The sequence below is a fragment of the Lysinibacillus sp. NPDC048646 genome (genome assembly GCF_050272295.1).
Classification (GTDB): Bacteria; Bacillota; Bacilli; order Bacillales_A; family Planococcaceae; genus Lysinibacillus.
Genome location: NZ_JBNNLZ010000010.1, coordinates 70,733 through 94,672 on the forward strand (window position 1 = coordinate 70,733; position 23,940 = coordinate 94,672).

The 23,940-nt window shown below is 37.5% G+C and carries 24 protein-coding genes; 19 read left to right on the plus strand and 5 right to left on the minus strand.

What is annotated here, in order from left to right:
- Positions 1 to 94: 94 nt before the first annotated feature.
- The 4 genes from ACQKII_RS12715 (at position 95) to ACQKII_RS12730 (ending at position 6,533) form a co-directional block, all read left to right on the plus strand.
- Entirely contained in the window at positions 95 to 1,360 is a 1,266-nt protein-coding gene (locus ACQKII_RS12715; RefSeq protein ID WP_427459721.1) for a saccharopine dehydrogenase NADP-binding domain-containing protein, read from the plus strand.
- A gap of 255 nt (positions 1,361 to 1,615) precedes the next feature.
- Complete coding sequence (locus ACQKII_RS12720; protein ID WP_427459865.1) at positions 1,616 to 3,511, plus strand: PrkA family serine protein kinase; 1,896 nt, start codon at positions 1,616 to 1,618, stop codon at positions 3,509 to 3,511.
- Between the two features lie 407 nt (positions 3,512 to 3,918).
- A complete protein-coding gene (gene yhbH / locus ACQKII_RS12725) occupies positions 3,919 to 5,076 on the plus strand; it encodes a sporulation protein YhbH (RefSeq protein ID WP_427459723.1) in 1,158 nt (385 codons plus the stop codon).
- Between the two features lie 56 nt (positions 5,077 to 5,132).
- On the plus strand, positions 5,133 to 6,533 hold the full coding sequence (locus tag ACQKII_RS12730; protein ID WP_427459724.1) for a SpoVR family protein: 1,401 nt from the start codon (positions 5,133 to 5,135) through the stop codon (positions 6,531 to 6,533).
- Positions 6,534 to 6,617: 84 nt separating this feature from the next.
- On the opposite strand, the gene ACQKII_RS12735 is transcribed toward ACQKII_RS12730, so the two are convergent.
- Positions 6,618 to 7,034 (minus strand): hypothetical protein, encoded by a 417-nt coding sequence (locus ACQKII_RS12735; RefSeq protein WP_427459726.1) that lies wholly within the window; start codon positions 7,032 to 7,034, stop codon positions 6,618 to 6,620.
- Between the two features lie 241 nt (positions 7,035 to 7,275).
- On the opposite strand from ACQKII_RS12735, the gene ACQKII_RS12740 reads away from it, so the two are divergent.
- Positions 7,276 to 8,154 carry a radical SAM/SPASM domain-containing protein gene (locus tag ACQKII_RS12740; RefSeq protein ID WP_427459728.1) on the plus strand — a complete coding sequence of 293 codons (879 nt, stop codon included), beginning with the start codon at positions 7,276 to 7,278 and terminating at the stop codon, positions 8,152 to 8,154.
- A gap of 100 nt (positions 8,155 to 8,254) precedes the next feature.
- Here the strand turns inward: ACQKII_RS12740 and ACQKII_RS12745 are convergent, their stop codons facing one another.
- Complete coding sequence (locus tag ACQKII_RS12745) at positions 8,255 to 8,641, minus strand: helix-turn-helix domain-containing protein (protein WP_427459730.1); 387 nt, start codon at positions 8,639 to 8,641, stop codon at positions 8,255 to 8,257.
- A gap of 208 nt (positions 8,642 to 8,849) precedes the next feature.
- On the opposite strand from ACQKII_RS12745, the gene ACQKII_RS12750 reads away from it, so the two are divergent.
- The gene (locus ACQKII_RS12750; protein WP_427459732.1) at positions 8,850 to 9,443 is read left to right on the plus strand and encodes a restriction endonuclease subunit S; all 594 of its coding nucleotides are present in this window, start codon (positions 8,850 to 8,852) and stop codon (positions 9,441 to 9,443) included.
- Positions 9,444 to 9,634: 191 nt separating this feature from the next.
- Here the strand turns inward: ACQKII_RS12750 and ACQKII_RS12755 are convergent, their stop codons facing one another.
- On the minus strand, positions 9,635 to 11,302 hold the full coding sequence (locus ACQKII_RS12755; protein WP_427459867.1) for a ribonuclease J: 1,668 nt from the start codon (positions 11,300 to 11,302) through the stop codon (positions 9,635 to 9,637).
- Between the two features lie 396 nt (positions 11,303 to 11,698).
- Entirely contained in the window at positions 11,699 to 12,193 is a 495-nt protein-coding gene (locus tag ACQKII_RS12760) for a L,D-transpeptidase family protein (protein WP_427459869.1), read from the minus strand.
- 147 nt (positions 12,194 to 12,340) lie between these two features.
- Here ACQKII_RS12760 and ACQKII_RS12765 point away from each other — a divergent pair, with 147 nt between their 5' ends.
- The 5 genes from ACQKII_RS12765 (at position 12,341) to ACQKII_RS12785 (ending at position 14,002) form a co-directional block, all read left to right on the plus strand.
- Positions 12,341 to 12,562 (plus strand): hypothetical protein, encoded by a 222-nt coding sequence (locus ACQKII_RS12765; RefSeq protein WP_427459734.1) that lies wholly within the window; start codon positions 12,341 to 12,343, stop codon positions 12,560 to 12,562.
- 86 nt (positions 12,563 to 12,648) lie between these two features.
- Positions 12,649 to 12,861 (plus strand): hypothetical protein, encoded by a 213-nt coding sequence (locus ACQKII_RS12770; RefSeq protein WP_427459736.1) that lies wholly within the window; start codon positions 12,649 to 12,651, stop codon positions 12,859 to 12,861.
- A 16-nt stretch (positions 12,862 to 12,877) separates the two neighbouring features.
- A complete protein-coding gene (locus tag ACQKII_RS12775; protein WP_427459738.1) occupies positions 12,878 to 13,081 on the plus strand; it encodes a gamma-type small acid-soluble spore protein in 204 nt (67 codons plus the stop codon).
- Positions 13,082 to 13,167: 86 nt separating this feature from the next.
- Complete coding sequence (locus ACQKII_RS12780) at positions 13,168 to 13,350, plus strand: cysteine-rich CWC family protein (protein WP_427459740.1); 183 nt, start codon at positions 13,168 to 13,170, stop codon at positions 13,348 to 13,350.
- A 79-nt stretch (positions 13,351 to 13,429) separates the two neighbouring features.
- A complete protein-coding gene (locus ACQKII_RS12785; protein WP_427459742.1) occupies positions 13,430 to 14,002 on the plus strand; it encodes a DUF305 domain-containing protein in 573 nt (190 codons plus the stop codon).
- A 289-nt stretch (positions 14,003 to 14,291) separates the two neighbouring features.
- Here the strand turns inward: ACQKII_RS12785 and ACQKII_RS12790 are convergent, their stop codons facing one another.
- Positions 14,292 to 14,927, minus strand: coding sequence for a metallophosphoesterase family protein (locus ACQKII_RS12790; protein WP_427459871.1), 636 nt, complete (start codon positions 14,925 to 14,927; stop codon positions 14,292 to 14,294).
- Positions 14,928 to 15,199: 272 nt separating this feature from the next.
- Between ACQKII_RS12790 and ACQKII_RS12795 the strand changes: the two genes are divergently transcribed.
- From ACQKII_RS12795 to ACQKII_RS12830, 8 genes are all read left to right on the plus strand, one after another.
- Positions 15,200 to 16,696 carry a class I adenylate-forming enzyme family protein gene (locus ACQKII_RS12795; protein ID WP_427459744.1) on the plus strand — a complete coding sequence of 499 codons (1,497 nt, stop codon included), beginning with the start codon at positions 15,200 to 15,202 and terminating at the stop codon, positions 16,694 to 16,696.
- 193 nt (positions 16,697 to 16,889) lie between these two features.
- Entirely contained in the window at positions 16,890 to 17,837 is a 948-nt protein-coding gene (locus ACQKII_RS12800) for a C39 family peptidase (protein ID WP_427459746.1), read from the plus strand.
- Between the two features lie 114 nt (positions 17,838 to 17,951).
- A complete protein-coding gene (locus ACQKII_RS12805; protein ID WP_427459747.1) occupies positions 17,952 to 19,184 on the plus strand; it encodes an ATP-grasp domain-containing protein in 1,233 nt (410 codons plus the stop codon).
- Complete coding sequence (locus tag ACQKII_RS12810) at positions 19,181 to 19,882, plus strand: aspartate/glutamate racemase family protein (RefSeq protein ID WP_427459749.1); 702 nt, start codon at positions 19,181 to 19,183, stop codon at positions 19,880 to 19,882. Before ACQKII_RS12805 ends, ACQKII_RS12810 begins: the two co-directional genes overlap by 4 nt.
- A 241-nt stretch (positions 19,883 to 20,123) precedes the next feature.
- On the plus strand, positions 20,124 to 21,272 hold the full coding sequence (locus ACQKII_RS12815) for a DEAD/DEAH box helicase (RefSeq protein ID WP_427459751.1): 1,149 nt from the start codon (positions 20,124 to 20,126) through the stop codon (positions 21,270 to 21,272).
- A 1-nt stretch (position 21,273) separates the two neighbouring features.
- A complete protein-coding gene (locus ACQKII_RS12820; RefSeq protein ID WP_427459753.1) occupies positions 21,274 to 22,503 on the plus strand; it encodes an aminopeptidase in 1,230 nt (409 codons plus the stop codon).
- A 60-nt stretch (positions 22,504 to 22,563) separates the two neighbouring features.
- Positions 22,564 to 23,481 carry an SGNH/GDSL hydrolase family protein gene (locus ACQKII_RS12825; protein ID WP_427459755.1) on the plus strand — a complete coding sequence of 306 codons (918 nt, stop codon included), beginning with the start codon at positions 22,564 to 22,566 and terminating at the stop codon, positions 23,479 to 23,481.
- Positions 23,482 to 23,581: 100 nt separating this feature from the next.
- Positions 23,582 to 23,938 carry a hypothetical protein gene (locus ACQKII_RS12830; protein WP_427459757.1) on the plus strand — a complete coding sequence of 119 codons (357 nt, stop codon included), beginning with the start codon at positions 23,582 to 23,584 and terminating at the stop codon, positions 23,936 to 23,938.
- Positions 23,939 to 23,940 lie beyond the last annotated feature (2 nt).

The following is a 23,940-nucleotide window of genomic DNA, read 5'->3' on the forward strand; positions in this document are numbered from 1 at the left end:
GAGTCTCTTGAACTAACTCCTTTATCGAAAGGTTACCACCTATGACAATCATTTTCCGAGCCATATGCTATAAATAAGAAAGTGAGGTGATAGAATGTTAGCTTTTAATAATTCAATTACGATATTAGGTAGTGGTGGAGGTGTTGCGAAAGCACTACTCTCTATTTTAAATAAAACTGTTCGAGACAAAAGTGCGCCAATAAATGCTGCTATCGAAAGAAGCTTTATTCATTTAATAGATAAAAAACAAATCAGTAAAAAGTCTTTCGAGGAATTATACCCCAATTTAAAAGATCAACTTGTCGTACATCAACTCGATTTAAATGATAAAAAGAAATTAATGGATCATCTGAAAGAAACGAACACCTCTGTTGTTGTGGATGTATCCTGGGCTGACACAGTAGAAATGATGCAATGTTGTAATCAACTAGGCATTAATTATGTAAATACGGCATTAGAAAATCCATTTATTGATGAAAACGAAGAATTATATGAGGGTTTTGGGCTAATCGAAAGGATTAGGCATTTAGAAAAACATAAAGCGGGAATTTCTAATGCAGTAGCGATAATTTGCTCGGGTATGAATCCAGGTATCGTTCAATGGATGGTATTTGAATTACTAAAGGGTTCCGCTAATGATCCATTATTAGGCTGCTATATCGTTGAGCATGATACTTCTTTTTATAAAGAAAAAAACAAGGCTATGAAAAATGTGATCTATACAACTTGGTCCCCTGAATGTTTTTTAGATGAAGCAATTTTGAGTTATCCCATGTTCATGAGCCAAAGCACACCACTATTCCTATATGAAAAAGTTTATGATATAGAATTTAAGGTTACATTAGGGGAAAAACAATTTTACGGCTGCTTAATGCCACATGAAGAAGTTTATAGCTTAGGAAAAATGTATAACGTGGAAAGTGGCTTCTTATACAAAATAAATGACCATACAACGGAGTTAATCTGCAAAAATATTGATGATGTAGATAAATTATGGGATTTTGAAATGAAGGTACTTGATCCACAGGATGCTACATTAGAAGGCGAAGATTTATGTGGAGTTCTACTCGTTTATAAAGATAGTGAAAAATATATGTACAATGTATTAACAAATGAAGAGATTTTTTCACAGTATCAGACGAATGCTACGTATTTTCAAGTTGCATGTGGTATCTATGCTTCGTTGTCTGTCATTCTGAAAGACAATATAGCCAATGGGGCTTATTATGTGGATGAACTTTTAAAACATACAACAAATCAATTTGGTGACTATTTAACTTATTATATGAAGGACTTCGTTATAGGTGAAAATAATCAGACAGATGGCTTATTGTTACAACGGATTCGGAAAAAATGTTAAATAGTAATAATGCTAAACCATCTGCTAACAATTAAAGCAAGGTGGTTTTTTTGTTACTCTTACTCTTGGTTCAGGACTACGAAATGAATTTTTTAGAGGAGTGTTACCTTAAATAACCTAGGCATGGAGTGTATTTAGGCAACAATTCGAACCCTATGCATAGCAATATTTAAAGAATGCAAAAAAGTATTGGGTATCATAATGTCTCTTATTTCATACTATGTTATAAATCAAGCCCTGAATGGAGGGAAGGCTATCAACATTTTAAACAAAGTGAAGAGCTATCGCGAAGAAGAAAATCGACTGAAGTGGGAAGGTACATTTGCAGATTATTTAAGCATTATTAAGGAAAGACCTGAAGTTGCTCAAACTGCCCATTCACGCGTCTACAACATGATTAAAAGTGCAGGTTTAGAGGAACGCGATGGGCAAAAGATGTTTCAGTTTTTTGGGCAAGAAATTTTTGGGCTTGAAACAGCAATTGAAAGATTGGTGGAAGAGTATTTCCATCCTGCAGCACGAAGATTGGATGTTAGAAAACGAATTTTGCTATTAATGGGGCCTGTAAGTGGTGGTAAATCAACAATTGTAACCTTGCTGAAACGCGGACTTGAGCAATATTCGCGAACGGATGAGGGTGCTGTTTTCGCAATTAAGGGATGTCCAATGCATGAAGACCCTCTACATTTGATTCCTCATCATTTACGCAAAGATTTTTATGAGGAGTATGGAATACGAATAGAGGGTAGTTTATCGCCTTTAAATACGATGCGTCTTGAAAAGGAATACGATGGGCGCATTGAAAATGTCATTATTGAGCGTATTACTTTTTCAGAAGACAAACGAGTGGGCATAGGAACTTTTACACCTTCTGACCCGAAATCGCAGGATATTGCCGATTTGACAGGTAGTATTGATTTCTCAACAATTGGCGTCTTTGGTTCAGAATCGGACCCTCGCGCTTATCGCTTTGATGGGGAGTTAAACAAGGCGAATCGAGGGATGATGGAATTCCAAGAAATGCTGAAATTAGACGAAAAATTCTTATGGAATTTATTGTCACTAACGCAGGAAGGTAATTTTAAGGCGGGTAGGTTCGCTTTAATCAGTGCAGATGAGTTAATTGTGGCACATACCAACGAAACCGAATATCGTTCATTTATTTCTAATAAGAAAAACGAAGCATTACATTCTCGAATTATTGTAATGCCGATTCCTTATAATTTGAAAGTTAGTCAGGAAGAACTGATTTATGAAAAGATGATTAGGGAAAGCGATATGTCTCATGTTCATATTGCACCACATGCATTGAAGGCCGCAGCAATCTTTTCGGTCTTAACAAGACTTGAAATTCCGAAGAAACAAGGTGTGGATCTTATTAAAAAAATGCGCTTGTACGACGGAGAAAATGTGGAGGGATTTAATTCCGTTGACTTAGAGGAGCTTAAAAAAGAGTTTCCAAACGAAGGCATGAACGGTATTGATCCACGGTATGTTATTAATCGAATTTCTTCAGCTATTATTCGAAAAGAAATACCATCTATAAATGCGTTAGATGTTCTACGTTCATTGAAGGATGGGTTAGATCAGCATGCTTCCATTTCACAGGAAGATCGGGAAAAATACATGAATTATATTGCAGTAGCTAGAAGAGAGTACGATGAAATTGCGAAGAATGAAGTACAAAAAGCATTTGTCTATTCGTATGAAGAGTCTGCGAAAACACTAATGAATAATTATCTCGATAATGTGGAGGCGTTTTGTAATAAAAACAAAATTTTTGATCGTTTAACTGGCGAAGAAATGAATCCAGACGAAAAATTGATGCGTTCAATAGAAGAGCAAATCGGAATTTCCGAAAATGCGAAAAAGGCATTCCGTGAAGAAATATTAATCCGTATTTCTGCGTATGCAAGAAATGGCAAACGATTTGATTATAATTCTCATGAAAGATTACGAGAAGCTATACAGAAAAAACTATTTGCAGATTTAAAAGATGTTGTAAAAATTACAACGTCTTCAAAAATGCCAGATGAATCGCAACTTAAGAAAATTAATGAGGTTGTGGCAAGACTTGTTGACGAACATGGTTATAACACAACGTCAGCTAATGAATTATTGCAATATGTAGGTAGTCTATTAAATCGATAAAGACTGAATAGGAGTGTCCCATTTTTAGGGCACTCTTTTTATCTTCATTCATTTGTGGGGGACGCCAAATGAATGAAGATAAAGCCTCTGACAGAAGCAACGGATTTTAAAACAGTGAAAAAAGAAGTTAGCCTATTGGTGTCGCAACGATACGACTTCGGCTAACGGGTCCGCATCGGTAAAAAGACTACATTCTGTAGTTTTACCAAAATGACCAATATTGTGTCGGGTGCATGCTAAGTACAATGTGAAATACGGATGCATTGTTTTTGCGCGAAAGCAAAGTGACAACGAAGTGTTAGCCGCAATTCCGCCGAGGCAGAATTGATTTCTCAAAAAAAGTTCAATATAACTGATTACAAGCATAGTATAGAAAAAGCAAATTTAATAGATGGGTGAGGATAAAAATGACTGAAAACCAGAATAAACGATATGTCATTTCTCAGGAAAATTGGTCCCTCCATCGTAAAGGGCACCAAGATCAACAACGTCATATGGAAAAAGTAAAAGATGCCATTAAAAATAATTTACCAGATTTAGTAAGTGAAGAAAGTATTGTGATGTCCAATGGTCGTGAGGTTATTAAGATACCCATACGTTCTCTTGATGAATATAAAATTCGATACAATTACGATAACTCGAAACATGTAGGTCAAGGACAAGGAGATAGTAATGTAGGTGATGTTGTAGCACGTGAACCAGGTAGAGGTAATCAAGGTAATGGCCAAGGAAAAGAAGCGGGCGATAAGCCTGGTAATGATTACTATGAGGCAGAGGTAAGCATAGAAGAAATACAAAATGTATTATTTAAAGAGTTGGAGCTACCGAATTTACAGCAAAAAGAAAAAGATGATATTAAAACGGAAAAGATTGAATTTAATGATATTAGAAAAAAAGGGCTCATGGGCAATGTCGATAAGAAGCGTACTATTTTAAATGCACTGAAGCGCAATGCAATGCTGGGGAAAGCAGAAATTACGCCGATTCATAATGATGATTTGCGCTTTAAAACATGGGATGAGGTAGAAAAGCCAGAATCGAAGGCAGTCGTTCTAGCCATGATGGATACGAGTGGTTCGATGGGTACCTTTGAAAAATATTGTGCCAGAAGTTTTTTCTTTTGGATGACGAGATTTTTGCGTTCTAAGTACGGAACTGTTGAAATTGAATTTATCGCCCATCATACGGAAGCCAAAGTGGTGACGGAGGAGGAATTTTTTACTAAGGGAGAAAGTGGGGGAACAATTTGTTCATCTGCCTATATTAAAGCCTTGGAACTCATTCGAGAAAAATATAATCCTACTCGGTACAATATCTATCCGGTTCATTTTTCGGACGGTGAAAACATTTCAATGGATAATGAGAAGTGCCTGAAGTTGGTTGGGGAGTTAATGGATGTTTCAAGTATGTTTGGATACGGTGAAGTAAATCAGCATAATCGCTTTTCTACACTTATGTATACGTATAAAAAAATTCAAGATGAGAAATTTAGGTATCATATCTTGAAAAAAAAGAGCGATGTCTATGATGCCTTAAAAAGTTTTTTCCAGAAAAGTGAGTCTTAATGTGAAGATTAACGATTAATGTACTGCGTATTCAATACCAAAGGAGGGAGCGGAAAATGGAGAATGAGCTACATCGAGCGATTGATGAAATAACAGAAATTGCGGCAGGTTTCGGTTTAGATTTTTACCCGATGCGATATGAAATATGTCCAGCAGATATTATTTATACATTCGGCGCATATGGTATGCCTACACGTTTTTCGCATTGGAGCTTCGGAAAACAATTCCATAAAATGAAATTGCAATATGATTTAGGGTTAAGTCAAATTTATGAATTGGTCATTAACTCGGACCCATGCTATGCATTTTTACTAGATACCAATTCATTAACACAAAATAAGCTAATCATTGCACATGTATTAGCGCACTGTGATTTTTTCAAAAATAATGTGCGCTTTTCCATTACAAGACGAGATATGGTAGAGAGCATGACTGCAACGGCCGAACGGATAGCAGGTTATGAAAGAGAGTATGGTAAGGAAGAGGTTGAACAGTTTTTAGATGCGGTGTTAGCCATCCAAGAGCATATCGACCCTTCCATATTACGACCTAAGTTGTATACGGGTGATGAAGATGAGTACGAAGAAGAAATACTTACTTCAAGGTCACCGTATGATGACCTTTGGAACTTAGATGATAAGGAAAAAGAGCATAGGCCGATTCGAAGAAAGATAAGGCAATTTCCGGCAAAACCAGAAAAAGATTTATTGCTATTTATTGAGGAGCATAGTCGAGAGCTGGAGGGGTGGCAGCGCGATATTTTAACAATGATGCGTGAAGAAATGCTTTATTTCTGGCCACAATTAGAAACCAAAATTATGAATGAAGGCTGGGCGTCCTATTGGCACCAACGAATTATGCGTGAGCTCAAGCTCACAACAACAGAAACGATTGACTATGCAAAATTAAATGCAGGCGTTGTGCAACCATCAAAAACGTCAATTAACCCTTATTATCTTGGGCTGAAAATTTTTGAGGATATTGAACATCGCTATAATAATCCAACAGAAGAAATGAGGGAACTTGGCGTACTGCCGAACTCGGGTCGCGAGAAAATGTTTGAGGTAAGAGAGATTGAATCGGATATTTCTTTTATCCGTAACTATTTAACAAAAGATTTAGCAAAGCAAGAAGATCTTTATTTGTTTCAAAAAAAGGGCAATGAATATCGTATTACAGATAAAGACCATGAAATGGTACGCGATCAGCTCGTATCAATGCGTGTAAATGGTGGATTTCCATATATCGTCGTGAAAAATGGCGACTACTTACGCAATGGTGAACTATATTTAGTGCATGGCTACGAGGGGATGGAGCTCGATCCACACTACTTAGAAAATGTCTTACCGTACATTTATCAACTGTGGGGGCGTCCCGTTCACTTGGAAACATGTATTGATGCCAAGCCTGTACTCTATTCGTATGATGGGACAAAAAATTATAAGCGTTCTGTGTAATTGTAAAACTTCTATCAGTTGGGATGGTGAATTATACCCACAGATAGAAGTTTTACTATTTAGATGAGGTGGTACAATCATTGTTTATTTAATTTTTTCGTTGTTTGTTTTTAAATTATCTTGGATTTCTTCTTCAACTTCTTGATGGATTTCGCTACCGATTACTAAACTATCCCGTACTTTTGTCCCTTGTTGTCCACCAGCTTCGTCATTATCATTTCCGGCTATTCCGCTTCTACCATTCCCATCTGCGAATTGAGAGTTTTGGTTTCTTGTGTGGCTACCGTTTAAAGCATTTTGCCCACCTTGGTTGGCATTTGTCCCCACATCTTTATTAATTTGTCCACCACCCTCTGCTCTTTGTTCAACATGGATATCCGTGTTTCCAATATTAAACGTGAGGTGGATCGTGATATTATTTTTTGAGTGATCTTTTGAATGATCTCTTTCCGGTTCTTCAGATGAATTGTTTCTCCTCGAGAAATCTTTATACCCAGCCATCGTATTTCACCCCTTCCGTCTAGTATTATTACTAACGTATTAACTTATCTTGAGTTTACTTGTACGTGTAGCCTTGTGTTGAAATAGAAATAATTGAAAGTAAGTGACATAATTGAGGAAGGACATGAAAATAACCTCAAGCCTTTGCGATATAAATAATGAAAAACTGCTCGATATCGTGAAAATTTGTTAAAATGAATAAGATTATTTGACTAACATAGAACTGGAACGGTGAAAAACGTTGAGAACATTTAAAAAGGTTTATATAGAAATTACGAGTGTCTGTAATTTAGCTTGTAGCTTCTGCCCGCCAACTGCACGTGCAAAAGGGCTGATTAAGGTTGAGCAATTTAATAAAATACTTGATGAAATACGACCACATACCAAATATATTTACTTGCATGTCAAGGGAGAGCCACTGCTACATCCGCGCATCGATCAGTTACTAGATGCTGCACATGCCAAGGGCTTTAAGGTCAATATTACAACCAATGGAACATTGATTAAAAAGAATCGTGAAAAATTATTAGCTAAGCCTGCACTACGCCAAATTAATTTCTCATTACATAGCTTTGATGGTCATGAGGGCTCAGAAAATCGGGAGAAATATTTGGGTGACATATTAGATTTTGTCCGTGATGCAAAAGAGTTTAATACCATCATTTCATATCGTCTCTGGAATCTACAAAAGGAACATGTCACAGAAATTGCGGCGAGGAGAAATCGAGAGACGTTAGAAATCTTAGAGAATGAATATAAACTTGACTATCGTATTGAGGAAAAGGTTCAACCGGGGAAAGGCGTGAAAATTGCCAACAATATTTATTTAAATCAGGAACATGAGTTTAGATGGCCTAGCTTGCTTGCGCCTGAAGATGAGGGCAAAGGTTTTTGTCATGCATTACGTAGCCAAGCCGCGATTCTTGTTGATGGTACAGTTGTGCCCTGCTGTCTTGATGGGGAGGGCGTCATCAATCTAGGCAATGTCAATCAGACAGCATTTACAGACATTGTTGAGGGTGAACGTGCGACGAATATTGTTGATGGATTTTCAAGAAGAGAAGCGGTTGAAGAACTATGTAGAAAATGCGGCTATCGCCAAAAATTTGGGATGCAATAGTTAAAATCCATTGACATAATGCTCATCAAGGTATGACAAATTTAAAAATTAATTAAATCGTATCAAAATAAGAAATTAGAAAACAGCTCAAATGGTATTGTTAACCCTTTGAGCTGTTTTTCTTCGATTGTGCATCGACAGTATCTAAAAAATCTTTTGTTATGCGTACAACATATTTTACTTCATCTAAATCGCGCTCTCTTAGCAATGAGCGATGAATGTCGAGCATAAGACTCTTCTCTTCAAGATCGGTAACACCAGATAATTTTTGGAAATTAAAAAGTTCCTCAGGTGCAATATCTAACGCATTCATAAGCAATTCTAACGTGCTTAATGTGATATTTGATTGACCATGCTCAATATTTGAGATTCGACCTTTACTAAAACCTAACTTTCCCGTTCTTTCTGCAACTTCTTCTTGACTAAGTCCCTTAGATACTCTGATGATACGGAGTTGTTCGCCTACTAGCTTAAAAAAGTCTGACATAACATTCACCTCTATGTAAAAAGCTAGAGAAAAACATTTGAAATGCATATACCATTATATTTGTATAATAGAGAAAATGTTAAATTAAAATGGTACAATGGAAGGGTTAAGTATATATTCAAGCAATATTTAAAAAAATATAAAAATAAATAAGACATTTTAAGCAGATGTGTTATAGAGCGTGTAAATAAAAATGGGGGATGCAAGTATGATAAAACGTTATAGATTAAAAGAAATAGTCTTAATTGTTGCAAGGATATCGGCATCGAATGAGCAATATTTTTCGAATATAAAGCGTTTTAAGTGTGTAAAAGTTCCTGCTAAGACAATTATTGTCGCTAAAAATGGCAAGAGTAGCACTGAAAAAATGATCTATCAATGTGAAACTGAAGTTTGTATTGCCAATGATCTCATGGCAATTATTCCGAATGAATCCATCATTTTGAGTGAGTATTTACTGTATTTTCTCAAATGGTATTATTCAACTAATGAATGGGAAAATTTAAATAATTTAACCGTAGATCTTCCTGTAATTGAAGTTCAAACAAAAATCGTGCAGCTCTTAAATACTGTTCAGCTTTTAATGAAAAATAGAGACTCACTAATGACAGTGGTAGGAGATTTACCAAGGCATTTTAGCAATATTTCAATGCAAGTAGAAAATCATACAAGCCAATTAAATCAGGGGTTTGAAAACGTTCATAACTGTTATAATTCTTTGCTTCATAAAATCTTTAAAGGTAATTTTTTTCATGAAATCCACGATCTAGATTCTTTTATGGAAAGAATGTGTAAACAATAAAGTAAAGTAACAAGCGAATAGTCGGTGCGAGAGAGGTACAAGTAGCTCCTACACCGACCGTTTAGGGAAGATTAAAATGATGCATTATTAATTACGTATTGGCTCCAACCACTACGCTTTCTGGCAAAAGTGCAATGTCGTACGCTGCAACGTTTATAAGCCAACATCCGTGGAGCCTCTACTAAATCAGCTCAAATTTCAATGATAATTGGCAATATCATTGGTTTTCGCTTCGTTTGCGAAAAGAGATATTGGCCCACTACTTTTTTTATTTCTTTTTTTAAGACGAATATTTGCTGCTTATTTTCTTCTTGCAATTCACTAACCGTTGTTGTTACGAGAACATTCACTTTACTTAGCAGCATTTCTGAATCTTTTGCATAAACAAAACCGCGTGAAATGGTATCAGGTTCCGAAATAATTGTGCCATCTGCCTTACTGATTGTTATGACAATAACGAGCATACCGTCTTCCGATAGCTGTTTACGATCACGTAAGACAATCCCTTCAACTTCACCTATACCAATTCCATCAACATACGTGTCTCCAGATGGAATTTTGCGTGTTTGTCGAGCATTTGCATTGTCAATATCAACGACGTCCCCATTTTTCATAATAAAGGTATGACCTCTTTTGACGCCTACCGCTTCTGCTAATAACCGATGTTGGTGTAGCATTCGGAATTCACCATGAATTGGAATGAAAAACTTTGGCTTCATAAAGGTCAACATCAGTTTTAAGTCTTCTTGGTAGCCATGTCCAGAAACATGCATCCCCGTATTACTTGCAGATCCATAAATTACTTTTGCCCCTAGCTGAAATAAATTATCGACGATTCGTGAAACGCCCTTCTCATTCCCAGGAATAGGAGAAGCAGCTAAAATGACAGTGTCATCTGGTAAAACTTTAACCTCACGATGATTTCCGCTGGCTAAGCGAGATAGTGCAGCCAATGGCTCACCTTGACTCCCTGTACATAAAACCACTACTTCTTCAGGTGGGAGATACTTTACTTCACGTGCATCGATTAGCATGTCGTCCGGTATTGTTAGATACCCTCGTTCTAAAGCGACATCTACAACATTCACCATACTACGCCCAAGCAATGCAAGTTTTCTTTTTGTTGCAATTGTTGCATCGACAATCTGTTGAATACGATTTACGTTAGAGGCAAATGTAGAGATGATGACTTTGCGCTCGGCATGAAAAAAAGCTTCTTCAATATGACCACCGACAAGTTGTTCTGATGGTGTTAACCCAGGTCGTTCGGCATTCGTACTTTCAGATATAAGCACTAGCACACCCTGCGTACCAATTTCGGCCATTTTATGAATATCAGCATATTGATTGTTCACAGGGGTTAAATCGAATTTAAAATCGCCAGTGTGTACAACATTACCTTCAGGCGTTTGAAAAACGATGCCTAAGCAATCAGGTATACTATGGTTCGTTCTAAAAAAACTAGCGTCGATTTGCCCGAAGTTTAAAGTGGAATCACCGTTTATTTCTATTAAGTCTGTCTCTCTTAAAAGCTTATGCTCTTTTAGCTTTAACTCAATTAATCCGAGTGTAAAGCGAGTTGCATAAATAGGAACATTTAATTTTTTTAAAAGATATGGAATCCCACCAATGTGATCCTCATGTCCATGTGTAACGATCAATGCTTTTATCTTATCTTTATTTTCCTGCAAATAAGTAATGTCAGGGATAATTAAATCAATGCCCAATAAGCTCTCATCTGGAAACTTAGCACCACAATCGATAATCACCATATCGTTTCCGTATTGTACAACATACATATTCTTACCGATTTCATTGATGCCACCTAAGGCGAAAATGGATAATGTACTGTCTGTCATGGTCAAAATTATTTCCTCCTATTTTTAATGTACTACAATACTTTTTAGTATTGCTTCAGGTGTTGTTTCTTATACTTTTGATACATGGTGTCCATGAAAAAAGAAAACAACTATGCCTATAAAATAAATGCATAGTTGTTTCATGTTGTTGAAAAACTATTGTGTCAATGAAATTTTATGCTGTTCGATTACGGAGAGTAGCCATAGTGGTCACTTTTAAAATGCATAAAATTTATAAAAGTGCTACGCTATCGTTGATTGGAGTGGAAGGCTACTCGACTCCAGTAGGCAAGCGAGTAGCCTGGAACGGAAATCACCCTCCTTAAAGGTTGTTTAGACTAGGCTAGACTAGACGTTAATTGCTCGGACAGTCAATTACGCTATGGTTAATGAATGTTAGGGATGAATAGAAACTGCTGTACCAATGGGAACGATGCTAGCAAGCTCTTCTACATCTTGATTGTGCATACGTATACAGCCGTGTGAAACAGCATGACCAATTGAACTAGGATCATTGGTACCATGAATACCATAGTGTTCTTTAGATAAACTCATCCACATTGACCCAAAAGGTCCACCTGGATTAGGCTCCTTATTAATGATAATAAAACTGCCAACAGGTGTACCATGTAACATTCTACCAACAGCAATGGGGTATTGTTTTTGAAGAATACCCTCTTTGAATAATCGTAACCAACGATTGTTGACGGAAATATCGATGTGATAAGGGATAGTGTTAGGGTTTGGAAAACCCGGTATGACAATTTGTTGACCGATATAAAGAACATTTTGGTTAATGTCAGGATTTGCGGCGATGATTGAAGACAAAGGGATGCGATAATCTCTGGCGATTTGAGATAATGTTTCGCCTGGTTTGACCGTATGAATCAGTGTAATCACCTCCTGATTAGTGGTTGTTATAGTGTATTTTATGCTTGTGATAGGGAAAGTTCCGAAAGTAACTTAGCAAAGGATGAAATGGGGAAATTGCGGTTAACTTAAGCGAAAAGGATTTCTGATATTAGGGAGCATGGAATAATGAAGGAATTTAAAATCACTTATTTTTTTGATGAAATGCACTATGTGCGAAGATTTATTCATATTGAATCGCAAGAGAAAGCTGAGAAATTGGTTCAAAATGAACGAGATCAATATATTTCATTTACAGATAGTAGAGGGATTTATCATGAACTGCATACAAAAAATGTTCGAGTCATTCAAATCTCTGAATACCATCGTGTAGATAAAACGAAACGTTAATCGGTGAGTTTTACGGAATAAAAGTAAAACGCTGTAGACACATAATCCGTTCATCTTTACACACATTATAGGTAAAGGAGTGTGAAATGATGGACAAAGAAAATGTGCCTCATGATAAAAAAATATTTATGAACTTAGCGAGTAAGGATAAACCCGACATGGTTGATTCGGATACAATTAGCATTTTCGATTTGCACGAAGATATGCAAACAGTGGATAGTATACCAATTGAAGAGCTCAATAAAAAGGTAAAAAGAGAAAGCGATGAACTGATTGAAATGCAACCTGATGAATTATAGGAGTGGAGGTATTTGTATGAGCGATTATCATGAAGCTCAGTTCACTTCTTCTGGTACGAATATTAATGAAGTAAAAAGAAAAAATGCTGCTTCGGGATTATCGTACAATGAAGTAAAAGAACTGTTAGCTAAAAATGGCGGGCAGGGTACAGCAATCTATAGTGATACGAACATTCAAGAAGTGAAAATGGAAAATCAATCAACTGAGTCAAATTCATGATGGCCTATGAGGAGTACGGAATATCGTTGTATTTCGTACTTCTCTGATTGTACAGTTCAACCATTAGTAGAAAGGAGTGTATGCAAATGCCTAATGATGAAAAGTGTTGCCCAATATGTGGGGAAGAAAATCATTGTGAGCTGGCAGAAGGTCACAATACTTGCTGGTGTATGAAGGCGTGTTTTCCAGAAAGAATATTTGAAGCTGTAACGCCAGAATCTAATAAGTGTATCTGTCAAAAATGCTTAAATACATATAAAGGTGTGTAGTTTTTAAGAATCTGTTGGTACAAATGTCTATTGCACAACAACCTACAGGGCATACATTACTCTGAAAGGAGTGTGTCTAATGACTAAACCAATTGAACTTAGTAATGTAACTCAGGCATATTTAGAGGAATATCAAAAAATCCTAAATAAAATGATACAGGGTATGACCTATGTTACGATTACATGTAGCATATCAGAGAATTTCATTAAACAAATAATTCCACATCAAATAGCTGCTATTAAAATGTCAGAAAATGTTTTACGTTATACAACAAATATACCTGTCCAAAACTTCGCATTAGAAATTATAAAAACTCATTCTGAAATCGTGGAAAATTTAGAAGCAATACAGAATAGATGCTGTATCGTACAAAATTCAGAGTATGAATTATATGAATATATGTGTGCATTTAAGGAAATAACAGAAGCCATGTTCCAGGCAATGTGTTCGCCACCGATTTCAAATAGTATCAATGTGAATTATATTCAAGAAATGATTGTCCACCATCAAGGCGGTGTACGATTGGCACAAAATGTTTTAAGATTCTGCATTTGCCAAGAGTTAATACCAATTCTGCAATGCATGATTCAAACAATGTGTCGTCAAATCGATGAGATGCAAAAATTACTGGATGGCTTGCAGGACTGTTAATAAGAAAACGCTAAAATCGGTGGTGATTTTAGCGTTTTCTTCTATGTGGAAATCAAGTAGGAAAAGACCTGTATATAAATATAGTCAAGGGTCTCGACTGTCCCGCTTTTCCCGCAGGAAGCTTTGCTCTGTAGCGAAAGACGAATGCCGTCAGCTACACTCGCCGCCTGCGCGCCAATCAACTGAATACGAAACTATTACAGTCTACTATAAACATTATTTTTGAGGAGATGGAAAAATAATGACGAAGAATCAAATCAATGAACGTGAACAGTTCATAGTAGACTAGCTAAATTCGGTTGCCCAATGCCATTGAAAGTTGTGAATTTTCCTGTGGTGAAATGGATGGTGCGCTCATAAAGGTTACTGTGCGCTGTTCACTGTCATAAAGACACCATTCTCGATGATCGACAACAGAACCAACATTGATGCCATATTGTTTTTCTTGTAAAGTAATGGGTTGACCGAAATGAATACGAATGGCTAGCTTTTTATTACGACGATAAAGACCTGATTCATGGCTATGTCCGAAAAAAAGAAGCTGTTTATCAATTGTAGGGAAAATAGGTTGCCATGTAACACTCCACTTAAATTGATGGCCATGCATAAGTATTGCGCCATCAATATCCATTGTTTCAGGTAGTTCTATAAAACGATTGATGCCCGTCACTCGTGTAATACGTTCTTCTTGATTGCCTCGAATGGATGGGAACGTTAGTAAATTTTCAAAATCATTATCTATGATAGCAGCTTTTTGCAGCGGCAAGTCAGTCACAGATTGTGCCTTTTTTTTACTGACAATACATTCATATAAATCACCTAATCCTATTATTTCAGCATCATTCGCTGTTTGTTGTATATGGGTCAATACTGCTTTTGTATCTTCAATATTAGAATGTAAATCTCCTAAAAGTGCATACAGCATGTTAATCAGGCCTTTCCTTAAAAATAATTGTACAAGTATCATACACCTAACAGAATTTGATAGAAAAGTAAAATGTATAAGGATTTTCTGTGACACATCACATAATTTTCGAGGGAGTTGAAAATTGCCAACTTATTCGTAGCTTGATAAAATATAAAATATAGTCGAAATTTTCTGAATTTTGATATTAGAATAGTATTTTGTAGTTAGTCATAAAATTTATACTACACGATATTGCTGTAATTGATCGTAAACAATTAGGGGGGCTTAAAATGACAGTGTTAATGGCGGATATTTTACAGAACTATGCACAGCAACAACCAGAGATGATTGCAACGATGTATGGTGAGAACAAAGTGACCTATAGTGAGTTTTATAAGCGCGCGAGTAAACTTGCAGCATATTTACAAGAACAGGGTTATGAAAAAGATGATGTTATTGCATTGTATACGCTCAATTCTGATTTATTTTTAATTGCTTATATCGGTGTTCAATTAGCCGGCTTTGTTGCAATGCCTATTAATACAAAATTGGCCGCGCCGGAGGTTGAATTTATTTTTAATCATTCACAAGTGAAAGGTCTTATTTATGATGAACGAATCGAAGATGCAATTGCAGATATTTCATATTCATTCCAACATACAATAAGTTTAAAAGACATGTCAGAGATTATTCAAAGCTATAAAGGACAAAGAAGAGCTGTCTTATTGGAACCGAATGAAACAGCTGTTGTTATGTATACTTCTGGTACAACAGGTAAGCCCAAAGGAGTAATGCTAACGCATCAAAATATTGCGGCGACGGCAGACATTTGGTCAACATCTATGAATATGACGAATAAGGATAAAATGTTTATTTGTACGCCCCTATTTCATTGTGCAGGGCTCCATGTCTTTGCTATGCCGATGTTTTATAAGGGAGGGACTATCATTATAGAGGAAGTATTTTCTCCGACAAGTACGCTAGTCCAACTTGCAAACACGCAAGCGACGATTTTCTTTGGCGTACCATCCATGTATACAATTATTTTAAATACACCGGCATTTAAGGAACATACATTTAAGAATTTACGTTTACTTTGTTATGGAGCTGCGCCGATGCCCTATGAGCTTGTTAAACAGGTCAAAGAGGCATTTCCAATGGTGAAGGTTCAAAACTTATATGGTCAGACAGAAAACTCACCTGCGGCTACTTCTCTTTTAGATCCCGATGCATTAACGAAAATTGGATCAGTTGGTCAACCATTAGCTCAGACTGAGGTGCGAGTAGTCGATAGCTATGGTGAATCAGTGCCAGCTGGTAAGGTTGGAGAGATTTGTGTCAAAGGGCCACAAGTGATGAAAGGCTATTTACGTAATGATGAGGAAACAGCTCGAACAATACGAGATGGCTGGCTATATTCTGGTGATTTAGGGTGCTTTGATGAAGAAGGTTATTTATATATAGTAGATCGTAAAAAAGATATGATCATTCGTGGTGGTGAAAATATTTATCCAATCGAAGTGGAAGAGGTTTTATATCAATTGCCAGAAATTTTAGAAGCGGCAGTTGTAGGTTTACCGCATGAAGTTTATGGTGAGGTGCCAAAGGCGTTTGTTGTGTTGAAGGAAGGGAAATCTTTAAATGAAGATACAATTCTTGCATATTGCCGTAAACAACTTGCGAAATATAAAGTACCTCATGAAATTGAATTTTTAGTAGAATTACCACGTAATGCATCCGGCAAGGTGCTGAAGCATACATTACGCCCTACAGTGAAAACAACTTAATATATTGTGAGAACATTGTCAGTTCATGAAAAAGTAGCATGATAAAATAGGAACACTTATGAAATTAGCGTATAATAGAGACTGCAATTAATTGAAATAATGAAATTGAAGATAGTCTCATTGTCTTCGAACAAGATAGGAGCGGAATTTTGTCTTGTGGACGGGGTATAAACGCCTTTTTATAATAGGCCTTATGATAATCATGTTACTTTCGGGCTGCAATCAGCTTACGCAGCAGGATAAACCAAAAAATCAATTAACCGTTTTAACGGTGGAATTTAATAGCGGAGCACCCATTTCAAATCTCTATATAAAAGTTACAGATATGGAGACAGGTAAAGAGGTGGAGGATGCACTTGGTTCTGAAGAGGGCGAGGCGACATTTTCTAAACTTGTCGAGGGCAAGGCGTATACAATTGCTGCGACCACGCTTGAAAATAGTATGGGGGGCGATGGGTATACAACAATTGATACTTTTACATATGATGCAACAAAGCCATATTATAGACTGCAAACTCATTTTTCAAGAAATGAGCAAGAACTTGATGTGCCAATTGTTATACAAAACCCAGAACTACCACATGGCTGTGAAATTACATCGTTGACAGCTGTATTAAATTATTATGGTATGAATGTTACGAAGCTCGAAATGGCTGATACGTATTTACCGAAGCAAGAATTTAGCATAATCGGGGGGCAACGATTTGGTCCAAATCCAGCACATGCATTTGCTGGAGATCCAAGTGATAAAGCAAATGGCATGTACGTCTTTGCGGCACCAATTGTGAAAGCAGCACAAGCAGCTATAATAGATAAGCAGGCAGATTTACGTGTAACAGATAAGAGCGGTGCATCACAGCAAGAGATTTTAAAGCTTGTCCAAGAAGGTGTACCAGTCGTGATGTGGGTCACGCTAGATTTATCAACACCGAAAACAAAAGCAAGTAAAGGTTGGATATATGAAGGAGAAACAACAAAACGTAAGGGCTACATAAACCTCCATGCTGTCGTATTAACAGGTCATTTAGGTGGGAAAGTAGTTGTAATGGACCCACTAAAGGGCTATGTCACATACAATGAAGATCAATTTTTTAAAAGCTATCAGGAGTTAGGTTCACAAGCTGTAGCAGTTCATAAGTAAAACAAAACCGCAGAGCTGTCCCAAACAGGTGTACTTGCTCCAAATGAAGGCATATCTAAGAATAATGGTACAGTATGTTACACTACTATAAATAGCTAAAGGGAGTTGAGTAGAATGACCATTGAGCACACTTTTTTACCGATTTTATTGGGCGATGAGATGAATGCTTACGGTATGGCACGAGCATTTTACGAGTCCTATGGCGTTAAACCACTCGCTTTAAACCATACGAACACAGCAAAAATTCAACAGAGTGATTTACTAACATTTCGTGAAGTGCCAAGACTCAATATCGAAGAACGTTTTGTTGTTGCTTTACAAGGGATTGCTAAGGAATTTGCAGAAAAAAAATTGCTGTTGCTTGCCTGCGATGAATTTTATGTAAAGAAAATTTTACATCATAAAGAGGAACTATCAGAATTTTTTATAATTCCTTATGTCGATGCTTCACTTGCAAATCAGCTATTGTCACGTGAAAGTATGTACCAACTTTGTGCGGAATTTGGTTTTGATTATCCCGCCATGCATGTATGTACGGTCAATGATTATGAGGAATATGACATGCCTTTTGCGTACCCGGTTGTCATTAAGCCAATGAATATGACAAAATATGCTTCATGCATTTTTCCAGGTAAGAAAAAAGTATATATTGCACATGATAAGGTCGAAAAGGATGCAATTTTTCACGCGATTTATAAGGAGTCTGCGTATCGTGATGATTTAATGATTCAGCAATATATTCCTGGTGAAGACGCCAATATGCGCGTTGTCAATGCTTATGTTGGACAAGATTGTAAAGTTAAATTACTATCTGTAGGAAACCCTATTTTAGAAGAACATTCGCCCGATGGTATCGGCCGTTATGTAGCCATTATGACGGCTTATGACAAGGCGTTGATGGATCTTGTGAAGACGTTTCTTGAAACAATTCAATTCCAAGGCTTTGCAACGTTCGATATGAAATATGATGAACGTGATGGTCAATACAAATTATTAAGTATTGAATTACATAATGAACTCTCGAATTATTATGTGACAGCAAGTGGTTATAATTTAATGCAGTATGTAGCGGATGATTTTATTCGAAATAGTAAACAGCAGTTAACATACGTGCAAAATAAGCATCTTTGGACGATTGTGCCTAACGGTGTATTATTTAAATATGTATTAAACGAACAACTTGTGATTGAAGCGAAGAGTCTTATTCGCCAAGGCTTAGCGACGGATTCTATTTTTAACTATAAAGATATGAATGCAAAACGCTGGTTGAATGTAACGGTCGATAATTTAAACTTTTATCGCAAGTATAAGAAATATTTTAACAACAAAGGTCTGTCGAACTCATGAAAAAACAAACTTTAGGTATAATTGGTGGCGTTGGTCCACTAGCGACAATGTTTATCGGTGAAATGATTGTAAGACGTACGAAGGCTCTCAAAGATCAGGAGCATGTACATACAATTATTGATAATGATACAAATATTCCTGATCGAACTGCTTTTATATTAGATAATACAAAGGAAAATCCTGTGCCAATCTTAATTGAAGATGCAAAAAAACTAGCTGCTGTTGGAGCAGACATGATTGCCATTCCATGTAATACAGCGCATACTTTTTATGATGAATTAGCACAAGGTTCTCCAGTACCTGTGTTACACATGATTCGTGAAACAGCAAAGCGCGCGCATGATTTAGGGGCAAAGCGTGTCGGTATTTTAGCGACAACGGGAACTTTAACATCACGTATGTATCAGGATGCACTAGAGAATTATGGCATTACACCAGTAGTGCCAGATGATGCCATGAAAGAAAAAGTCATGGCAATTATTTACGATTATGTAAAGGCTGGTAAGGATGTCACGAGAGAAGATTGGCAACCAATAGAAGAATCGATGCTAGCATTAGATTGCGACCGTATTGTTTTAGGGTGCACAGAGTTATCCATCGTCAATCGAGATTTAAAATTAAACGACAAATATATAGATTCACTAATTGTTTTAGCTGAATGTGCTATTTTAGCATGTGGCTATGAATTAGTGGAGTAACATTTGGGGCTGTCCCAAAAGTGAAAATAGTATGCTAAGAGTACTCATGGCATGCTATTTTTTGATGTAAAGGTAAACCGTGTAGACTCCATCGAATCGTATTTGCGCGAAAGTGGAGGCCCAACGAAGCACCAGGAGCACACGCCTTATTTTGGCGAATAATTGATATACAGAAGGAAAATGCTTGTACAGGGCTAGTATGTTAAACTAGTGTCAAGCAGTATAAAAGGTGGGAATTGACATGTCAGTAATAAATTTATTAAATGAAGATCTACAAGCAAAATGGAATTTCGAAGAGCCAATGAAAATTCAAGATGAAATGATTCCAGCAATGCTTGAAGGCAAAGATATTGTAGCTGAATCGCCAACAGGCTCAGGGAAAACATTAGCCTATGTGTTGCCTTTATTAAATAAGGTAAATGGAACGAAAAAACAAACACAAGGACTTATTGTTGCCCCATCTCAAGAATTAGCGATGCAAATCGTGGAGGTTATTCGTGAATGGACAGCTGGTACTGATATAACAGTACAGCAACTAATTGGCGGCGCAAACTCGGCGCGTCAAATCGAAAAGTTAAAGAAAAAGCCAACAATTGTTGTTGGTACACCGGGTCGTCTGAATGAATTAACACGTGCGGGCAAATTAAAACTTAAAGAAATTGAAACGGTTATTTTAGACGAATGCGATCAGTTACTAAGCCGTGAATATCGTGTAGTAGTAAAATCCTTTATCGAAGGCTCAGCCTACGGTCGTCAAGTAGTTGTCGTTTCTGCCACAATTACGGAAGAAATCGAATTAGTAGCAAGCCGTATGATGTTTGAGCCATTACGTTTCAAAATTAAACCTGAAGATATGGTGAAGTTTGGTAAAGTTGTGCATTCTTTTGTGAAAGTAGAAGAACGTGATAAAACGGATTTCCTGCGTCGTTTATCGCATACGGAAGGTTTACGCGCATTGGCCTTTGTCAACAATATTGACCAATTACTAATGAAGGAAACTAAATTACAATACCGTGCTGCACCGATTGTGACACTACATTCTGACATGAAAAAAGAAGAACGTAAAAAGGCATTAGATGCATTCCGTAAAGGAGATGCTCGTATTTTAATTGCTACTGATATTGCAGCTCGTGGTTTAGATATCGCAGGTTTAACACATGTTATTCATGTTGACGTACCGCGCACTATCGAGCAATATCTACATCGATCTGGTCGTACAGGACGTGCAGGTGCAGATGGCGAAGTCTTAACATTATTATCGTACCACGATGAAAAGACCTATAAAAAGTGGACACGTGAAATTGCTGGTAAGCCCGTTCAAAAGGTATGGCATGACGGCGAACTAGTAGAAGGTAATTCAAAAACTATTGGACAAAAGCGAGGGAAATAATATGACGTTTGAAGAGAAATTACAAACATATGCAGAGCTTGCCGTAAAAGTTGGCGTCAATATTCAGCCAGGTCAATATCTATTAGTGAACACATCAGTGGATGCATTAGACTTTGCTCGTCTAGTTGTAAAAGAAGCCTATAAAGCTGGAGCAGGCCGTGTTCATGTTAATTTCTCAGATGGTGAAATAGATCGTGGCTATTTCGAATATGCTTCAGACGATGAGTTCAATCGTTATCCAAAGTGGGTTGTTAAAATGCGCGATGAGCTAATCGAGCGTAAAGGCGCACTTTTATGGATTGATGCTGCGGATCCGGATCTTTTAACTGGGATTCCAGCAGATCGTTTAGCAACACATCAAAAAGTTTCGGGTGCCGCACTGAAAAACTATCGTAATGCTGTGATGAAGGATTTAATCGCTTGGTCCATCGTAGCGGTACCATCTACAAAGTGGGCAGCAAAAGTATTCCCAAATTTAGCTGTAGAAGAGCAAGTGCCTGCACTGTGGGAAGCTATTTTTAAAACAGTGCATATCGGTGAGGGAAACGCAGTTGAAAACTGGCGCTCACATGTTGCGAATTTAGAGTCTCGAGCAGATTTATTGAATCGTAAAAAATATGCAAAGCTTCATTACACGGCACCAGGCACAGATTTAACGATAGCTTTAGCCCCTCAGCATAAATGGCTTACTGGTGGCAGTAAAACGCCTGATGATACTGTATTCATTGCCAATATGCCAACAGAAGAGGTTTATACGTTGCCAATGAAGCAAGGGGTTAGTGGGTTTGTAAGCAATACTAAGCCATTGGTTTATCAAGGCAATATTATTGACGGTTTCAAGCTTTCTTTTGAAGATGGGAAAATTATTAAGGCTGAAGCGCAGATTGGTCATGATTTATTGCAAGAGCTCATTGCAGTGGATGAAGGTTCTTGCTATTTAGGTGAAGTAGCACTTGTCCCGCATGAGTCACCGATTTCAGCATCAGAAATTTTATATTTCAATACTTTGTTCGATGAAAATGCCTCAAATCATCTAGCTATTGGTGAAGCCTATCCAACTTGCCTAGAGGGTGGTAGAGATTTAGAAAACGGTCAACTTGAAGCATTAGGCGCCAATATTTCAGTGACACATGAGGACTTTATGATTGGTAGCGGTGATATGGATATTGATGGTATTTTGCCTGATGGGACTGTGGAACCGATTTTCCGTAAAGGTAGCTGGGCATTTTAATTTTATTGGAAGTTTAACCAATTGTTATATTAATATAGTGACTAAATGCGAGGTGAGCAGATGAAAAGACTCTTGAGCTTAATAAGTGTAACCATGCTTACTGTCACATTAGGTGTTTCATCTGCGTTTGCACAGACTGAAAATTATGTGGCCATCGGAGATTCTTTAGCAGCTGGTCAAACGCCCTATCAGGAAATTGACACGGGCTACAGTGATTTGATTGCGATGAGACTCGGATTGATGGGTCAAATAGGTCATTATACAAAAGAACTTGCTTTCCCAGGCTTTACAACAACGGACGTATTGGAACGAGTACTGTCAGTGGAGGCGAGTGAGTTATTAGCGAATGCAACGCTTATTACCATTTCTGCGGGTGCCAATGACTTACTTCGTCTTGTACAAGTGAATCCAACTGCCGGCACACTAACATTTTCACAGCTACAGACAGATTACGCTTTAAATGTAGCCCGAAAAAATATGGTGGAAATTTTAGCCGAGTTGAAAACGCGTGCACCACATGCAAAAGTCTATGTGATGGGTTACTATTTTGCTTACCCGAATGTGCATGCCTCTCAAAAAGAAGGAACAAATAAACAACTGGTAAAGTTAAATACAATTTTACAGCAACAAGCACAGCAGGCAGGAGCGACGTATATTCATGTGTATGATGCTTTTGGATTGCAGGCAACGAACTACTTGCCGAATAGCTCAGATGTACATCCGAATTTCGAGGGTTATCGTCAAATGGCGAATGCCTTTTTGAAAGCTTATAGTGGCAGTGATGTTCTAGCGATAGCATCTGAGGAATTACCTAAGCCTAACCCAATGACTTTTAAAGAAATAATAGAAAAGCAAGGAATGGCCGAACAGAGCCCAGTTGAATCAACGCAAGAGTCAGTTGCCATAGCGCATCGTATTCAAGGCTTTAGTGGATATATAGCATTTATCGAAAAAGCAAGAGAGATTCAGTATAGCTAATGGGTTCTCATACAGTTAGAGGAAATATCGAAGGGAAGGAGTTGTCTCACCATTGAGACAACTCCTTTCTGCGCAAAGGCCAAGCGACAGGGGCAAAAGAATGCTGGACGTGCACCGCTCAGGTAGATGTGCGTATCGCTCGGGTGAAAGCGATTATCGCTCAGGTAGATGTGCGCACCGCTCAGGAGAAGGCGATTATCGCTCAGGTAGATGTGCGCACCGCTCAGGAGAAGGCGATTATCGCTCAGGTAGATGTGCGTACCGCTCGGGCAGAGGCGATTATCGCTCAGGTAGATGTGCACATCGCTCGGGAGAAGGCGATTATCGCTCAGGTAGATGTGCGTACCGCTCAGGCGCCGCTCATGTGAAGATGTTTCCTGCTCAGGGAAGCGAGTGCAACCTGCAGACAACTACTGAAGCAAGAATATACGTTCCCTTGGAATGCATGATAAAATAATA

What these genes read in the sequence shown, in the direction of transcription:
- ACQKII_RS12825 (WP_427459755.1), top strand. Translation starts at nt 22,564, where the DNA reads ATGAAAAGACTCTTGAGCTTAATAAGTGTAACCATGCTTACTGTCACA.
- ACQKII_RS12750 (WP_427459732.1), top strand. Translation starts at nt 8,850, where the DNA reads ATGATAAAACGTTATAGATTAAAAGAAATAGTCTTAATTGTTGCAAGG.
- ACQKII_RS12715 (WP_427459721.1), top strand. Translation starts at nt 95, where the DNA reads ATGTTAGCTTTTAATAATTCAATTACGATATTAGGTAGTGGTGGAGGT.
- ACQKII_RS12755 (WP_427459867.1), bottom strand. Translation starts at nt 11,302, where the DNA reads ATGACAGACAGTACATTATCCATTTTCGCCTTAGGTGGCATCAATGAA.
- ACQKII_RS12765 (WP_427459734.1), top strand. Translation starts at nt 12,341, where the DNA reads ATGAAGGAATTTAAAATCACTTATTTTTTTGATGAAATGCACTATGTG.
- ACQKII_RS12810 (WP_427459749.1), top strand. Translation starts at nt 19,181, where the DNA reads ATGAAAAAACAAACTTTAGGTATAATTGGTGGCGTTGGTCCACTAGCG.
- ACQKII_RS12790 (WP_427459871.1), bottom strand. Translation starts at nt 14,927, where the DNA reads ATGCTGTATGCACTTTTAGGAGATTTACATTCTAATATTGAAGATACA.
- ACQKII_RS12815 (WP_427459751.1), top strand. Translation starts at nt 20,124, where the DNA reads ATGTCAGTAATAAATTTATTAAATGAAGATCTACAAGCAAAATGGAAT.
- ACQKII_RS12820 (WP_427459753.1), top strand. Translation starts at nt 21,274, where the DNA reads ATGACGTTTGAAGAGAAATTACAAACATATGCAGAGCTTGCCGTAAAA.
- ACQKII_RS12775 (WP_427459738.1), top strand. Translation starts at nt 12,878, where the DNA reads ATGAGCGATTATCATGAAGCTCAGTTCACTTCTTCTGGTACGAATATT.
- ACQKII_RS12745 (WP_427459730.1), bottom strand. Translation starts at nt 8,641, where the DNA reads ATGTCAGACTTTTTTAAGCTAGTAGGCGAACAACTCCGTATCATCAGA.
- ACQKII_RS12795 (WP_427459744.1), top strand. Translation starts at nt 15,200, where the DNA reads ATGACAGTGTTAATGGCGGATATTTTACAGAACTATGCACAGCAACAA.
- ACQKII_RS12735 (WP_427459726.1), bottom strand. Translation starts at nt 7,034, where the DNA reads ATGGCTGGGTATAAAGATTTCTCGAGGAGAAACAATTCATCTGAAGAA.
- ACQKII_RS12830 (WP_427459757.1), top strand. Translation starts at nt 23,582, where the DNA reads ATGCTGGACGTGCACCGCTCAGGTAGATGTGCGTATCGCTCGGGTGAA.
- ACQKII_RS12800 (WP_427459746.1), top strand. Translation starts at nt 16,890, where the DNA reads ATGATAATCATGTTACTTTCGGGCTGCAATCAGCTTACGCAGCAGGAT.
- ACQKII_RS12770 (WP_427459736.1), top strand. Translation starts at nt 12,649, where the DNA reads ATGATGGACAAAGAAAATGTGCCTCATGATAAAAAAATATTTATGAAC.
- yhbH (WP_427459723.1), top strand. Translation starts at nt 3,919, where the DNA reads ATGACTGAAAACCAGAATAAACGATATGTCATTTCTCAGGAAAATTGG.
- ACQKII_RS12780 (WP_427459740.1), top strand. Translation starts at nt 13,168, where the DNA reads ATGCCTAATGATGAAAAGTGTTGCCCAATATGTGGGGAAGAAAATCAT.
- ACQKII_RS12805 (WP_427459747.1), top strand. Translation starts at nt 17,952, where the DNA reads ATGACCATTGAGCACACTTTTTTACCGATTTTATTGGGCGATGAGATG.
- ACQKII_RS12785 (WP_427459742.1), top strand. Translation starts at nt 13,430, where the DNA reads ATGACTAAACCAATTGAACTTAGTAATGTAACTCAGGCATATTTAGAG.
- ACQKII_RS12730 (WP_427459724.1), top strand. Translation starts at nt 5,133, where the DNA reads ATGGAGAATGAGCTACATCGAGCGATTGATGAAATAACAGAAATTGCG.